10 protein-coding genes are annotated in these 15426 nt (G+C 50.7%); 5 read left to right on the top strand and 5 right to left on the bottom strand.

Features of this window, described 5'->3' with window-relative positions; all coding sequences use genetic code 11:
• Positions 1–311 precede the first annotated feature (311 nt).
• A complete protein-coding gene (locus NG792_RS12700) occupies positions 312–1217 on the top strand; it encodes a pentapeptide repeat-containing protein (protein WP_261198028.1) in 906 nt (301 codons plus the stop codon).
• Between the two features lie 66 nt (positions 1218–1283).
• On the opposite strand, the gene pap is transcribed toward NG792_RS12700, so the two are convergent.
• The gene (gene pap / locus NG792_RS12705; RefSeq protein WP_261235645.1) at positions 1284–2774 is read right to left on the bottom strand and encodes a polyphosphate:AMP phosphotransferase; all 1491 of its coding nucleotides are present in this window, start codon (positions 2772–2774) and stop codon (positions 1284–1286) included.
• A gap of 582 nt (positions 2775–3356) precedes the next feature.
• On the opposite strand from pap, the gene NG792_RS12710 reads away from it, so the two are divergent.
• Entirely contained in the window at positions 3357–3872 is a 516-nt protein-coding gene (locus NG792_RS12710; protein ID WP_261235646.1) for a DUF1648 domain-containing protein, read from the top strand.
• 90 nt (positions 3873–3962) lie between these two features.
• On the opposite strand, the gene murJ is transcribed toward NG792_RS12710, so the two are convergent.
• The gene (gene murJ / locus NG792_RS12715; protein WP_261235647.1) at positions 3963–5618 is read right to left on the bottom strand and encodes a murein biosynthesis integral membrane protein MurJ; all 1656 of its coding nucleotides are present in this window, start codon (positions 5616–5618) and stop codon (positions 3963–3965) included.
• A gap of 296 nt (positions 5619–5914) precedes the next feature.
• Between murJ and NG792_RS12720 the strand changes: the two genes are divergently transcribed.
• Complete coding sequence (locus NG792_RS12720) at positions 5915–6181, top strand: hypothetical protein (protein WP_261235648.1); 267 nt, start codon at positions 5915–5917, stop codon at positions 6179–6181.
• 86 nt (positions 6182–6267) lie between these two features.
• Here the strand turns inward: NG792_RS12720 and NG792_RS12725 are convergent, their stop codons facing one another.
• The 3 genes from NG792_RS12725 to gshA all read right to left on the bottom strand — a co-directional run bounded on the left by NG792_RS12725 (position 6268) and on the right by gshA (position 11642).
• Complete coding sequence (locus tag NG792_RS12725) at positions 6268–8865, bottom strand: peptidoglycan DD-metalloendopeptidase family protein (RefSeq protein WP_261235649.1); 2598 nt, start codon at positions 8863–8865, stop codon at positions 6268–6270.
• A 994-nt stretch (positions 8866–9859) separates the two neighbouring features.
• Entirely contained in the window at positions 9860–10321 is a 462-nt protein-coding gene (locus NG792_RS12730) for a tRNA (cytidine(34)-2'-O)-methyltransferase (RefSeq protein ID WP_261196965.1), read from the bottom strand.
• Positions 10322–10490: 169 nt separating this feature from the next.
• Complete coding sequence (gshA, locus tag NG792_RS12735) at positions 10491–11642, bottom strand: glutamate--cysteine ligase (protein ID WP_261196964.1); 1152 nt, start codon at positions 11640–11642, stop codon at positions 10491–10493.
• Positions 11643–12358: 716 nt separating this feature from the next.
• Between gshA and NG792_RS12740 the strand changes: the two genes are divergently transcribed.
• Both NG792_RS12740 and NG792_RS12745 read left to right on the top strand, forming a co-directional pair.
• A complete protein-coding gene (locus NG792_RS12740; RefSeq protein WP_261196963.1) occupies positions 12359–13651 on the top strand; it encodes a glucose-1-phosphate adenylyltransferase in 1293 nt (430 codons plus the stop codon).
• 540 nt (positions 13652–14191) lie between these two features.
• Positions 14192–15223, top strand: coding sequence for a DnaJ C-terminal domain-containing protein (locus NG792_RS12745; protein WP_261235650.1), 1032 nt, complete (start codon positions 14192–14194; stop codon positions 15221–15223).
• The last annotated feature ends 203 nt before the right edge of the window (positions 15224–15426 follow it).

Consider the following 15426-nt stretch of genomic DNA (forward strand, 5'->3'; position numbering starts at 1 on the left):
TCTGAAGGTCAACCGCAGTAAGATTGAATTTAGACCCGAGAGAAAGCCGACTCCCGGATGCTCGGTCTTCCCTTGGAGGCAGAGTGGCAGACCCCTCAAAGGTCTGTCCTCGGCAGTTAACCGCCCGGGTTCCTTGTTTTCTCTAAACTCATTAAGAGTCATCCAATCGAAGGGAGGAAAGTGTTACAAAGATTAATAAAAAATCCTCGATTAATCCTTCGATACCGCGCCATACTTGATAGAAGTTGAGCAATTAAAATTGAAATCCTCAGTTCCTCCAAAGTGCTGGGTTGATACAAATAGCACCCATAATGAATATTAATCATTGGCTGACCCTTTACGACCAGGGAATTAGAGACTTTTCGGGTTTAGACTTGCGTGGGGCTCAATTGGTGGGGGTGACCCTAATTGGGGTTAACCTCACCGGTGCCTATCTCGAAGGCGTGAATTTCGCTCGCTCGTTTTTAACTAAATCCAATCTAACGCGCGCTGCCCTCAATCGATCTAATCTTAATTTTGCCAAACTCAGTGACGCCCGATTAACCGAGGCAAATCTGACGAAAGCGGATCTACAGGGTTCCTTTCTGGTCAAGGCCCAGTTGAATCAGGCCAAATTGAGTGGGGCAAATCTGATCAGCGCCAATCTGCGGGGGGCAAATTTGCGAGAGGCCAATTTATGTGGGGCCAATCTCCAAGGGGTTAACCTGCGCGGTGCGAACCTGACTGGGGCCAATTTGAAATGGGCTAATCTCAGTGGTGCGCGGTTGAGCGGTGCGCTCTTGGATGGAGTGCAATTGACGGGGGTGAATCTCAGTGGCGCTTTTTTGAATGGGGTGGATTTGACAGGGGTGGATCTCGATGGGGTGAATTTGAGTGAGGCAAAGCTCAGTGGGGCTAATCTCGCCGGGGCCAATCTGAGGTTTACAAATTTTAGTGATGCCAAGCTGCGCGGGGTGAATTTAACGGGAGCGAATTTAACGGGAGCGGATTTAAGTTCTGCGTTATTAAATCAAGCTCGGTTAAATTCTACAAATTTGACCCGGACGGATTTTACAGATGCGGATCTGAGGGATGCCAATTTTTCGGGCGCGACTTACGACGGTGCAGAATTTCGCAGTTTCCATGATGTAGAAGGGGCGATGCAGCAGTATGGTGCGGCGATCGCCTCCGACAGTGCAGCTTTTTCACCGCCGATGACCCTAAAGACCCTTTATTAAGCCCTGTCAGCTACAACTTTGGCCCCCCTCCCGTTCGCCAGGAGGAGGGACCGAAGGTGGCTCAAATTATTTGCGACGTTTGATTTCAGTCTCGATCGCCTGAATCACGGTTTGGATCACTTTGACTCGGGCATAATATTTATCATTCCCCGGGATCACCGTCCAAGGTGCCGAGGGGGTACTGGTCCGCTGAATCATCTGATTCACTGCCACATTATAAAGTGACCACTGCTCCCGATTGCGCCAGTCTTCCGGGGTGAGCTTATGTTCCTTAAACCGATTGTTGCTGCGTTCGTTGAATCGCTTGAGTTGTTCTTCCGGGCTAATATGCAGCCAGAATTTGACCACGGCATAACCGGAACTGGTGAGTTGTTCTTCAAATTCATTAATTTCTCGATAGGCTCTGCGCCATTCCGGTTCGCTGGCAAATCCTTCAATGCGTTCGACTAACACTCGACCATACCAACTGCGATCAAAAATGCCAATGCTTCCAGGGAGCGGTAATCGTCGCCAGAACCGCCAGAGGTAATGATGGCCTAATTCTTCCGTGCTGGGGGCGGCAAAGGCATTCACGGCATAACTGCGGGGGTCGAGGACGTCGGTCAAGCGTTTGATGGCTCCCCCTTTTCCAGCAGCGTCCCATCCTTCAAATAACACGAGGACGGGGATTTCTTGTTCGTGAATCTCCAGTTGTAGTTTCGTGAGTTCTACTTGTTCTTTGCGCAGTTGTTTTTTATAGTCCTGTTTATCTAAGCTCACACTTAGATCGATTTGGGCGAGAAAATCCGGTTCTGTGGGTTGGAGTTGTTCTTGGGCGGGCAAAACCGGCACGGGTAGCTGATAGTGAAGGCGATCGAGGGCTTCGGTGAGGGTGGTTGCCATTGTTGCCAGCACTTTTACCCTTGCCCACTGCTGATCGTCTCCTTCCACGAGGGTCCAGGGCGCGGGTCCGGTACTGGTTTGAATCACCATGTCTTCGGCTAAGGCGCTGTAGGTGTCGTATTTTTTGGCTTGCTGCCAGTCTTCGGGACGAACTCGCCAAGCGGTGAGGGGGTCTGCTGCGGATTTTTTCAGCCGTCGCTTCAGTTCTTTTTCGCTGATGTGAATCCAGAATTTGGCGATCGCCACTCCATCATCCACCATCTGCCGCTCAAAGGCATTGATTTGTCGAATCACAGTGGGGACTTCAGCATCGGTGATCCGGCCAAATAACCGATCTTCTAACATCCGAATATACCAACTGTGATAGAAAATGCCCATACTGCCCCGCGCTGGCAGTTTCTGCCAAAACCGCCACAAAAAATGGTGTTGCCGTGCTTCTTCATTGGGGGGCCATATTGGATGCACTTGAAATCCCCGGGGGTCCATATAACCCACCATTTTTTTGACCAGAGACCCTTTCCCCGCAGCCGTCCAACCTTCTAACACGAAGATGGAGGGTAGTTTTTTTTCCCAGCAGGCTTGTTGTAGCTCTCGAATCTGTTGCATCAGGGCTTCGATCTGTTCGTGATATGTGTTTTTATCCAGGGAAAGTTTGAGATCAAGGTTATCTAACATGGACTTGCTTTATAGGGGTTAGATTGTGAGCTGGATTATGATCCGATGCCCTAATAGTACCTGTCTCCTTCACGGTGGAGTACCATTGGCCTTTTTTTAGGGTTAAGAATTCTTGATAAGAGCAGTTCTAGCGTCTCTGGCAGCCGTTGTCTAAATGAATTAGACACTTTTTTCGAGTGGCAGCGGGAAAGCTCCCGACGACTGAAAGCGCGCCCGAGGCTCCCCCGGTGTCCATTCTATTGTTCTAATGATTTAGAAGGGGCTATCTACTGGCCACAATTTTCAGGAAACAAGTTTGTTGTTTTTACTACAAAATTATCGATTTTTTGTCAGCATTGTTACTTTAAAATCGTAAAACTAAAATGCCATGAGAGGGTCGGAGGGAAGGGTAAGGGGGATATGGAGATTTCCGTACAAATAAAAAATTGAGAGCGGTTATGATTGTGATGAATGGGCCGAATCTCAGTCTAGGGTAAGCCGATGCAAACAGGGTGACCTATTTACCCCAAAAGACGTTAGCCGGTTCCGAGGTAATTCGCTAAGATAGAAAACAATAGGTATCACCTTGGCTTAAAAACGCTTATGAATAAAAACAAAAACACGGAAAGTCTGTTAGGAGCAATCGTGCGATCGCCCTTGGAACTGGCTTTAGAAATTGCCGCTTTAGCCGGGATTCTCTGCACTTTTCTGGCGATTCTCCAATCCTGGGGAAACCTTCCCGAGACTATCCCCATTCATTTTGGCATCACTGGACAACCGGATAACTGGGGTTCCAAACCGATTCTCTGGCTATTACCCAGCATGGGAACTTGTATTTATCTGGTTTTAACCCTTTCCCCGTTATTGCCGCAACTGTTAGAGAGTCCGTTCCCGATACCCGAGGACCAAGGGGACCGACTGTTAGGACTGGTGCGCGAACTGTTTGGATGGATGAAGGTGCAAATTATCTGGCTATTTTTCTTGATTAACTGGCAGATGATTCAAGTGGGATTGGGACAAGCTAGTGCGATCGGGACGGTTTTAATTTTTACTGGTGTGATATTTCTAGGCGGAACGATCGCCTTTTATTTCCAACAAGCGGAACAAAACCTCTATTAAACCCGATGCCTCCTGTGGAATTGTTCCCCATGAAAATAGCCCGCTCAAGCGGGCTATTAATGCAATCAAAATCCAGAGTTCGGCTTCGGTTTATCGCCCAAAGCGTTGACGGATGCGCTGCATAAATATATCTACTTCGGGTAATTGAATTTGCGTGATGATCGCCACAAATACCAGCAATCCACCCAAGCTAGATAGACCCAATTCCGCGAGATAAATCAATAATCCAGTGCCTTCAAAGAAGCGATCGCAGCTTTGGAGAATGAACCAACTGACCACACCGGCTACGGCACTTGCCCCAGTTAACAAGGCGATCGGTTTACTCCATTCGGCTAAGGGCAATCCATTCAGCTTGCGATCGAGCAAAATCAACAGCGCCAGCATGGAAATAATATTCACCCCTACCGTTGCTAGAACCAAACCCGGTGCGCCAAATGCTCTCACCATAAAGAAATCCAGGACGGCATTCAAAAAAATACTCACAATACTGACCCGAAATGGGGTGTCCCCATCTCCCAAAGCATAAAACACCCGGACCAGCACATCCCGTCCCAAATAGACAAACATCCCAATCCCATAAGCCATCAGCATCGGGGAGACAAATGCCGAAGCCGCTTGGTCAAAGGCCCCGCGTTCATAAATGACTCGCACGATCGCCACCGACAAAGCGATGGTAAATGCTCCTAGAGGTAACATTGTTAGCCCCGTCAGCATCAACCCCTGGCGAATCCGCTGTTTCAGTTGCGGCCAGTCATTGGGGTCAGCTAATCGGGAAAATACCGGCAATAGCGGCACTAACAGCATATTAGAAACAATCCCCAAGGGCGTCTGCACCAGCAGTCCGGCATAACCCAAAGCCGCCGCAGCTTGCGGAATGTAAGACGCGAAAAACAAGTCTGTATAGACATTAATTTGGAGCATTCCCGAGGAGAAGGTAGCCGGTCCCATGACCTTCATCACCTCTTTGACCCCCGGACGATTAAACTCAAACCGCAGACGCAAGGTCCCTAAGCCGCTGCGCCACTGGGTCACCACTTGCACCACCCACTGGAGAATCGCCCCGGCAAGGGTTCCCCAAGCTAACACCATCCCACCTGTCATGGCATATTCGGGAAGGCCAATATCCTGGCCTGCTTGTAGGACGAAGATGCCTAATGCACCGATGAGCGCCACACTGGAAAAGAGGGGACTGATGGAGGGAATCCAATAGTGGTCAGCGGCATTGAGGGTTCCGAATCCAACGCCAATCAATCCAGCAAGGAGGGCGAGGGGGGCCATAATCCGAAATTGTTGGATGGCGATCGCATGGGTCAGTTGCACGGTTTCAAATTCTGGGGTAGAAAGGCCCTGGGCCCCTGCTTCTGCCGCTGAAATGTTCAAACCTGGTGCGACTAAACCCATTAACGGTTCTGCAAACAGGACTAAAACCCCGGAGACAATCAGCAGCAATCCACCCACGAGGGTAGTGATGGTTTCCACGAGGGGGGCTGCTTCTTCCGGTTTCCGCTTAGCCAGGACGCTGACGATCGCGCTATGGAAGGGTCCATTGATGCCCCCGAGTAAAATCAGCAAAAAACCGGGGATCACATAAGCATAGTTATAGGCATCAAAGGCGGGACCGACTCCAAATGCAGCGGCGATCGCTTGTTGACGCACTAAACCAAAGACTTTACTGATCAAGGTGGCGATCGCCACCAGACCGGCAATTCCAGCTAGAGAACGAGCGGGTTTTTTTAGGTCAGACACAAATCTTCACAAATCGCGAAAGAGCTTCAATTATTTAACCCCGAATTGGGCAATTCTCAACCATTCGGTTCCTCGCTGGTTTTACAACTCGCCGAGTTCCTGTTCCGGTAATCGAGGTATTGGGGAGATGGGGGAGGTGGGGAGGATGGGGAGGTGGGGGAGATGGGGGAGGTGGGGGAGGTGGGGGAGGTGGGGGAGGTGGGGGAGATGGGGGAGGTGGGGGAGGTGGGGGAGGTGGGGGAGATGGGGGAGGTGGGGGAGATGGGGAGGATGGGGAGGATATTAGGAGATTCCTCGTGACTTGGCTGTGCCGAGTCACGCAATTTGGAGGCTCTGCCTCCAGTCGGGAAGCACTCAGGCGGCAGAGCCGCAAGATGTGCGTATCACGGCAGAGCCATGATACGAGTTCCTCTCTACCCCATCTCCCCCATCTACCCCATCTCCCCTATCTCCCCCATCTCCCCCATCTCCCCTATCTCCCCTATCTCCCCTATCTCCCCTATCTCCCCTATCTCCCCTATCTCCCCTATCTCGATGGCGGTCCTCCCCATCCTCCCCAATAAAAAAGCCCGCAATCATACGGGCTAAATTAACAGAGGGGGAAGTCGGATTCAATTCCGAACCCCCCCGCGAAGAATAAATCGCTGATTTATTCTGGAGGTAGCAGTGCCATCGGATTGACTGCACCTTGTGCAGCCGTATGGATTTCAAAGTGCAGGTGGGGTCCAGTGCTGAAGCCGGTGCTTCCCATTTCAGCAACTTGTTGACCTTGTTCCACTTGCTGTCCTTCTTGCACCATAATCCGGTGATTGTGGGCGTAGAGGGTAATACTGCCATCAGGATGCTCGATTTCCACCAGATTTCCATAACCACCGGAGTTCCAACCAGCGGTGATAACTACGCCTGGGGCGGCGGCATAAATCGGGGTGCCGATGGGTCCGGCGATATCAATCCCCTTGTGCATCCGACCCCAGCGCCAGCCATAGCCAGAAGTGAACACGCCATGAGCGGGCCAAATATAGCCATTAAAGGTGGGCTGACTATTGGGTAGATAGGTATCAGGAGTTTTTAAGGGGGGCAACTCCGGAGAGACGATCTGTCCCACCGCAGGCTGCATCAGGGGTGCATAGACTTCAGATCCAACGGGCGCTACCGCGAGGATCTGTTCTTTCTGGGTTTCCTGTGCGCTGGGGGCGTCTTCTAAGGTTTCGTTCGGCTGTGGGTTGAACTGGGGATTGATCCGTTCTGAAGGCCCAGAGGGGGCAGTGGAAGTTGTCCGAACAGCCACGGTATTGGGGAGGGTCGCTGGGACGGATTCCCCTGTCGCTTCTAAACTGAGGTTTTCAGTTTTGTATTTTTCGCGAAGTTTTTCGATTTCGGCTCGTAAACTATCAACGTAACGATTTTCGATCGCCACGGGTTCGATCGCATGAGCCTGGAGGGACTCAGGGAACGAGCTGCTGTCATCCGCCTGGGCGGAAAGTTCCGGTTGAACTCGGGGAGAGTTTTCCGCCTGGGCGGAGGTCTCGTTTTCCCCTGGAGATGTTGTCTCTACTGCCTCAATTTGGGAGTGTTGGCCAAGGGCTTCTTGTTCCCGGTACTTTTGGCGCAGTTTGAGAATGTCGGCCCTTAACCCATCAATATGGTCACTTTCATCGGCTTCGGTTTCCACGGAGGGAGCCGCTTGAGCAACTAGGGATTGGGGGGTGGTCCCGGGGAGGCTCTCTTCGCTGATGGAACCCTCGCGAGTCATCAAGTCTGATGAGCTTTCTGGAGATTGAGCAATCACCGAGACGACGGTTTCCGGAATCGAGGCGATCGCTTCTGATGGTTTACTTGGGGCAGTCAGTGAAAAGGTGGTGTCCGTTGTGATTGGTTTAGGTAAAGCAACGACATCACTTTTTGCTGATGCGGAGCGATCGCTTCCTTCATCGCGGGTTAGGGAACTAGGGTCCCCGGCGATGGAGGTAGGTCCCGGTTCCGTTGGACTCAACGGAATTTTAATGGTCTGATTGACTTCTAGTAAGTCTGGATCGTTGAGGCTATTAGCTTCAACGATTTTTTGTGCCGAGACGCCATTGCGCAGGGCGATCGCATCCAGGGTATCTCCGAAACTGACTTGATAGATGCGCGATGCGGGTGCACTTTCTACCGCCGGAATGGCGATCGCCCCACTCATATCCGGTTCAGCCAGGTTTAACCCGGTGGCGTCGTCCTTTTCTGCCTCCTGGAGGCTAGATAACTCAGGCTGTACTGATTCCTGACGGGTCTCCAGTTCGGGGGTCACTAAGGGGACCAATCCAGAGGTCTCACCGGAGTTCACTTCCGTTCTGGCCGGTTGGGTAATTTCCCCGGCGTTCCCGGTAGAATTTTCTTCCAAATAGGATTGCCAACCTGGGGAAGTTCGTTCGGAATTCACCTGAGATGGTCTAGCTTCCCCCTCGGGCCTTATGCCACCGAGTAAGGGTTCGGTTGCTCTATCCTCCACGGAGAGGGCGTCAACCACAGTCCCTTCTGTGGACTCTTGACCTTCGACCTGGGGATATAATCCATAAGGAGCCATTTCCGGCCCGGGGCCGTCCGACTCCTGGGACATTCCCAGGGATGATTCAACAACTGAACTGACCGACTCCTCACCCCACAACTCCGCCGGACTTGGATCCAGACGGTTTTCACCGGACTGAACCAATCCTTCGTTGGAAACCCCGGACTCCGACAGGATTTCGTCTATTTGCCAGCTAAAACTTGCGCCAGCAGGGTTCCCTTCGCGAGCCAATTCCTGTGGGTATGGAAGGGTTGAGTTGGCTTCCCCGGTTCCTTCGGCTTCGCCGCGATCGCCTGGATTAGAGGCGACCTGTGTGGGTACCGGACCCTTTTCCGTGAGGGTCCAGGGAGTTGCTTCTTCCTGAACTTGGGGTTCAACAGCAGACGCCTCTAGCGTTTGTTCTGCCATCTGGGTTCCTGTGTCTTCTGTGGAAGCTGTTTCTGCCTCCAGGGTGGACCAAGAACCGGGATCCGTAGCAGATGTATCTGCTGCGATCGGTGGCTCTGATGCTCCAGCACCTTCGCCTTGTTGAGGCAGCAATATGCTAGACGCCCCCATCGAAATTGCAAGTCCAATCATGGCTGCCGAGGTACGAACCTTACGGGGGCCAGCGAGTACCTGTCTAATCTCTCCGACCGTCCGATTGCTATCGGCGGCACAGGATGGAACAGGTTTTACCTTCTGCGGAAATGCTCGTTTCAAAAAAACGACCTCCTAACGACCAGTGCTTAACTGTCTTTTGAGTCAATGAATTTACCAACAGTCTATGATGCAGATCACATCACTGCGAGACCGAAGTCACTGACAACAGAATGTTACTTAGGCAAGATTACCCTGATTTTCTGTTTTCGACAAGTTGGTAGTGTTCACAAAATGTTAACGGGCAATTTATATTCCTTTATCCAGCGCTTCTTTCAGGCTAAATTAACTTCTTCGCTTTCGCGTTCCGTTCTGCCCTGAATGGTTGGAGGCAAGCCCCAGGATTCAGAAATAAGCGGCTGTTTGGTGATTATAAGGCATTCAGACGGCAATCCCTGTTTCAATCGCTACGAATCTGCTTGAATGACCCTGTAGCTCCGTTTAGAACCCTTTTAGGCCCCTCAATTCGCACCGGGGATCAGGGAAAAAACTCGCTCTCTAGTCGCTTTACAGATACCGTAACTCTTGCCACCGTCCGGGTTTTTTCCTGATTTAAGAGAACTTGACCCAGACTAGAATTTACCCGACTCCCGATTTAAGTAGATGTACCAAGTTTGGCTTGAGGTGTTTTCCCTCAATCCTTCAGATGAGACTTTAAGCAGATTTAACTCTAAAGCACAACCGTATTCCCGGGATGATCCCGGTGTTGATTCTCTCCCTTCTGCCTGCTCTATTTTTCCAGGAATTTGGCGCTTTAAGCCCACCGAGCAAGGATTGTGGGGAAATCGGGCCTTTAAAATTGAATGATGAAATTCTATGGAGGAAAGGCGATCGCCTGGGGATAGTTATATATGAATTTCTTATCCTTTGCGTAAATTAAATGCCGGATGGGGTGAGGCATTTTGCCCCCACAGAAAATCAGTCCGAGGATAGAGGACAGGGGAGACAAACCGGGTTTCGGGTGAAAATTTGTTGCAATTAGCAGCAAATCCAGGCGGTGAAACCCGGTTGCTTGTCCCTTTGTGGGATTGAATCCTCCACGGAAATCCTAGTCTAGTTAGTGGAGTTGACCCAATTGGCGCAGAGCTTCAAATAGACCCAATGCGGCACTGACGGACAGATTCAGACTACGCACCTTGGGATGAGTCATGGGAATATAAAGGGTGCGATCGCACTCCTGCAGGAGTTCGGGCGATAACCCCGTGGTTTCCGACCCAAACAATAACCAATCATTGGGTTGAAATTCAAACTCAATGTAATTATCAGACCCTCGGGCGCTAAACCCCAGTTGACGACCTCCACCCTGGCGGTGAAACTCGCGAAACGCCGCTAAATCCTCATGGTAATGAACATCGACATAGGGCCAATAATCCAGTCCTGCCCGTTTGAGATAGCGATCGCTAGTGTCAAATCCCAAGGGACCAACTAAATGTAGCGGCGTCCCCGTCGCCGCACAGGTGCGGGCAATATTGCCCGTATTCGGAGGAATTTGGGGATTAACTAAGACAACTTGAGGCATGGAGCGCTTACCGTTTCTCTATCCAACTCGGTATCCAAGGCGATCGGGTTTCCGATCCGAGGCTATCCGGGTACCATTTAACCAGAAACCGGGTTCAATGATAGAAATTTTTAATCATCCAGCCTGCAACCCCATTGATTAGATATTCTGATGGACTCACCGGAGTTCATCAGGCAACCCAAGGCTGGCAGAGTTTATCTTCCAATTCCGCCTCTTGGTCCTTCATCGAGGCGATCGCCCCTTGAATCACTTGGCGAGGGTCCAGCCCCTGGTCCACAGACTGTAACCACCGTTGCGCCTCATTACCTTCGCGCAGAATTTTTTTCAGGGGAGACAGAAAACAGCTAAATCCATGTTTCTTCGCCGTCGGCAAAACCTCCTCATAGAGTTGCTCAATCCAATCTCGGGCCAAAATCGTTCTCCCGTCTTGCCAGTGCCGCAATTGGGCTTCTAAACTGCGGTGAGCGACCGCAGACTCATTAGCATCGGTGAGGGAAATGAGGTCATCAGCGCGGGTTTGTGCCGGTAACAAGCTCAGTTCCAAGGGGTCGAGGTGGGGATTTTCAATCAACTGCCACAGACGTGCCTCTAGGAACGCAGAAATAGCCAGTAAGGCGATCGGGTCCGAGACTAATTCACAGATGCGCAATTCTAGGCGATTAAGGGTGTAAGGACGGCGATCGCCATTGGGACGCACCGAACTCCAGAAATGCCGAACATTTTGAAACACCCCAGTCTCTAACTGTTGCTCCGTCCACCGGATAAAATGAGCGTGATTTTCAAACAACGGGGCCCTTGCCGGTACTTTCGGGAACAGATGCCAGCGTGTAGAGTGATACCCCGTTACTTCCCCATCGAGGAACGGAGAGGCCGCACTCAGGGCCAAATACAACGGCGCCTCCAGGTTAATTAACCGACAAGCACGCATCAGCAAATCCGGATCCTCGATTCCCACATTAATGTGAACACTCGCCGTTACCACTTTCGTCCCGTAGGTATTCTCGATAAACCCGTGATAGGGGTTATGAGGGTCCGATCGATAAAACTGGTCGGTCCTACCCAAAGAGAGGCTACTACCCGGAATTAACGTGTAATTCCCCACCGTCTGGAGATACTCCCGCAGGATCCGCCGAGGCTGTACCAGTTCACATAACAACTGCTCGTACCGAAACAGGGGCGGAGTCGTATATTCCACATTTCGGTTATCTGGCTCCCGCATAAAGCGCGGGAGAGCCGTCACAATTTTATCCGAGAGTCCTACAATATCTCCCTGGGGCGTCCCGGTATAAATTTCCACTTCAAAGCCTTTCGATAGCAGCATGATTTGTCCTTTGCTCAATAGTTATGCGTGAAATGGGGTGAATCTCTAGGATGTCATCCTCATCCAGAATCCCTCTGTGCTCACAGGAAAAGAATTTGGATTGAGCTTCCCCATCTTCCATTATGAGAGAACAGGTGCGGGGATGTTGACACCAGAAGCCCTCTGCGGACCCCTCTTGGGTCTTTGGGGGAGGGCCCTCCAACTCCGCAGCCTGAAAAATTGGCCAGTTAAGGGTTATGCCATTTTTAGTAAAAGACCTATCCCGCTCAGGTCAGGGGGTGCTGTGCCTGATCTGTAGTTATGATGGCCTAAAGGGGGATTGCAAATCTCTAGATCGGCTGATGTTTTCTCTACTTCCGATGGGTTGGCAAAGCTAGAAAACCCGATTTTTGAAGCAGAAACCCAGAGGGGGTAAGGGTTTGGTGACCGCTTGCCCTCTGTGCTTTTGCCTTGGCCATCCTGATTCCCTGGCAAACTCACCTCCTCCCCCCCTTGTCAATGGTTCCACACAATCAGACACTTAACTTGTAAAAGAGCAGCCGTCAGCCATCAGCTATCGGCTATGCTTGCACCTGGGTGCAAGTACCGAGTCCCCGGGTTTTGCTTTTGACAGCTCTGCTTTCTGTTTAGAGTGGCCGCTGATTCAAGACGAACGACTCGGAGGCGACCGGCTGAGTGCTCACGGCTGACCGCGTGACGCTGTTGAGAGGTTTTTCGTGAAAAAAGTCTTAGCCATTATTCTTGGAGGAGGCGCTGGCACCCGTCTCTACCCATTAACCAAGATGCGGGCCAAACCAGCCGTGCCACTGGCCGGGAAATATCGCCTGATTGATATTCCCGTGAGTAACTGTATTAACTCTGACATTCTCAAAATCTACGTTCTAACTCAGTTCAACTCGGCATCTTTAAACCGCCACCTCGCTCGTGCCTACAATTTCTCGGGCTTTAGCGAGGGATTTGTAGAGGTCCTCGCGGCCCAGCAAACGGCGGAAAATCCGACCAGTTGGTTCCAGGGGACTGCCGATGCGGTTCGCAAATATCTGTGGCTGTTTGAAGAATGGGATATTGATCAATATTTGATTTTGTCCGGGGACCATCTCTATCGCATGGACTATCGGGACTTTTTGCAACGCCATCGCGAAACCAATGCCGATATTACCCTCTCGGTATTGCCGATTGATGAGAAACGGGCTTCAGATTTTGGTCTGATGAAGATTGATGACAATGGCCGCGTGGTTTCCTTTAGCGAAAAGCCCAAGGGAGATGCTTTGCGCCAAATGGCGGTAGATACAACTGCTTTGGGCTTAACCCCTGAAGAAGCTCAAAAAACGCCTTACATTGCCTCAATGGGGATTTATGTCTTTAATAAAGATGTAATGGCGAAACTGCTCCGGGAATCTACCGATCGCACGGATTTTGGGAAGGAAATTATTCCCGCTTCCTCAAGCGAGTATAATGTTCAGGCATATTTGTTTAAAGGGTACTGGGAAGATATCGGAACGATGGAATCGTTCTACGATGCTAATTTGGCCTTAACGAAGCAACCTCACCCACCCTTTAGCTTCTATGATGAAAAAGCACCCATTTACACTCGTCCCCGGTATTTACCGCCGACTAAGTTGTTAGATGCTCATGTCACAGAGTCGATTATTGGGGAAGGTTGTATTCTCAAGGAATGTCGAATTGAACATTCAGTTTTAGGGGTGCGAGCGCGCATTGAAGCTGGCTGTTTGATTCAGGATAGTTTAATTATGGGTTCTGACTTCTACGAACCCTTTGCCGAACGCCAATCCGGTTCTCAAAAAGGCGGGGTTCCCTTGGGAATTGGCTCGAATACGACGATTCGTCGGGCGATCGTTGATAAAAATGCCCGCATCGGTCGCAAGGTACAAATTATCAATAAAGACAATGTGGAAGAGGCTAATCGCGAAAGTGATGGGTTCTATATCCGCAATGGCATTGTGGTAGTCCTGAAAAATGCGATCATTTCTGATGGAACGGTGATTTAAAGGGATTTAATTTCCCGCTTTTTCCAAAGCAGTAATGGCGCACCATTCCGCCATTACTGCTCAAATAAAAAAGGCGTTATAGCAACTCGGGGACTGATGAAATCCAGATATTGACCGCATTTTGCTCCCTAGGAAATGGGGCGAGCCAAATGTAAGGGCATTACGCACCGACTTCAATACCGCATTCCAAAAGAAGGGAGCTTATAACTATGTTCAAGGCTATATCTTCTGGAGTTCCCTGTCAGGACTGAGGTCGTTACTACAAACCCAGGGGAATGACTGTAGTCGGGACTTTAGACAGCGGATAACGACCTCCGTCGTGACGTTGCATATCAGAAAACTGAAGTTGAGACACCGAGTAGGGGAAACTACAGTCGTGATATTGAACAGAGTACGGAAATTGCGTTAGGACCCCAGAGTAAGAACCGAACTGAAGGGGTGCTTAAATTTAGATACCCTAGATTAGGAGCTCCGATCGCCTCGGCTGCTTCCAGAAAAAAAACTATAGACTAAATCTTTATCGGTATAGGAGGAATTTTAATGGCTGCGACCGACTTCAAGGACTACTACGCAATTCTAGGAGTCAGTAAAACCGCAAGTGTTGATGAAATTAAGAAGGCTTTTCGTAAACTTGCTCGCAAATATCATCCGGATATGAATCCGGGAAACGCTCAGGCTGAAGCTAAGTTTAAGGAAGTTTCCGAAGCGTATGAAGTGCTGGGTGACTCAGACAAGCGCAAAAAATACGACCAGTTCGGACAATATTGGCGACAAGCGGATGGTGCCGCAGGCGCGGGATGGCCCCCCGGTGGTGCGAATGTGGATTTTGGCGGGTTCGATTTTAGCCAATTCTCCAGCTTTGATGATTTTATCAATGCGTTGCTCGGTCGCGTTGGGGGACCTGGGGCGGGTCGCGCTCGTCCGGGAGGAGCCAATTACAATTATCGCAATCCTCGTTCGACTTCAACGACTGGGTTTAGCGGGTTTGAGGATTTTACTACAGGGTTTGGAGCCGATCGCCCTGCGGGTGGAACCTCTGCGGACCGGGAAAGTAGTATTACCCTGACGCTTTCTGAGGCGTTCCAAGGGACCCAAAAACGCTTAAATTTGGGGACGGAGGCGATCGATGTCCGGATTCCCGCAGGGGCCAAACCAGGGACCCGGATTCGAGTTCGTGGCAAGGGTTTGGTGAATTCCTACAACCAACAACGGGGGGATTTGTATCTAAAGGTGGAAATCCAACCTCACTCGTTTTTCCAGTTTGAGGGAGATAATCTCGTCTGTGAGGTCCCCGTTGCCCCGGATGAGGCGGTATTGGGGGCAACTATTGAGATTCCCACTCCCGATGGAACGGTGAAAATGAATGTTCCGGCAGGAATTCGATCCGGACAAACTCTGCGACTGCGAGGCAAAGGATGGAAGACGGCGAAGGGCGATCGCACGGATCAGTTGGTTAGAATTGCGATCGCCCCCCCCAAGGACCTCAATTCTACGGAAAAGGAACTCTACGAAAAGATTCGCAACGCCCGTCACTACAACCCCCGCAGTCATCTACAGTCGGTCCGATTGTAAGCAACTGCCTGAAAAAAGCTGATATCCCGTCAGGATGTCGCTATCAAAACAAAGCCCGCCAATGCGGGCTAATTTTTTCCCAGGCTTTTCCCCATTGAGGAACCATGCCATGAAGTTGTTTTATCAGTGCGATTCGTTCAGTCGAAATGAGTAGCAACACTCAGGGATGACTGGCAGGGATGAAAAGAAGGGGGCAACCCCAA

This window comes from Laspinema olomoucense D3b (genome assembly GCF_025370785.1).
Taxonomy (GTDB): Bacteria; Cyanobacteriota; Cyanobacteriia; order Cyanobacteriales; family Laspinemataceae; genus Laspinema; species Laspinema olomoucense.

What these genes read in the sequence shown, in the direction of transcription:
- pap (WP_261235645.1), bottom strand. Translation starts at nt 2,774, where the DNA reads ATGTTAGATAACCTTGATCTCAAACTTTCCCTGGATAAAAACACATAT.
- NG792_RS12700 (WP_261198028.1), top strand. Translation starts at nt 312, where the DNA reads ATGAATATTAATCATTGGCTGACCCTTTACGACCAGGGAATTAGAGAC.
- gshA (WP_261196964.1), bottom strand. Translation starts at nt 11,642, where the DNA reads ATGCTGCTATCGAAAGGCTTTGAAGTGGAAATTTATACCGGGACGCCC.
- NG792_RS12730 (WP_261196965.1), bottom strand. Translation starts at nt 10,321, where the DNA reads ATGCCTCAAGTTGTCTTAGTTAATCCCCAAATTCCTCCGAATACGGGC.
- NG792_RS12745 (WP_261235650.1), top strand. Translation starts at nt 14,192, where the DNA reads ATGGCTGCGACCGACTTCAAGGACTACTACGCAATTCTAGGAGTCAGT.
- NG792_RS12710 (WP_261235646.1), top strand. Translation starts at nt 3,357, where the DNA reads ATGAATAAAAACAAAAACACGGAAAGTCTGTTAGGAGCAATCGTGCGA.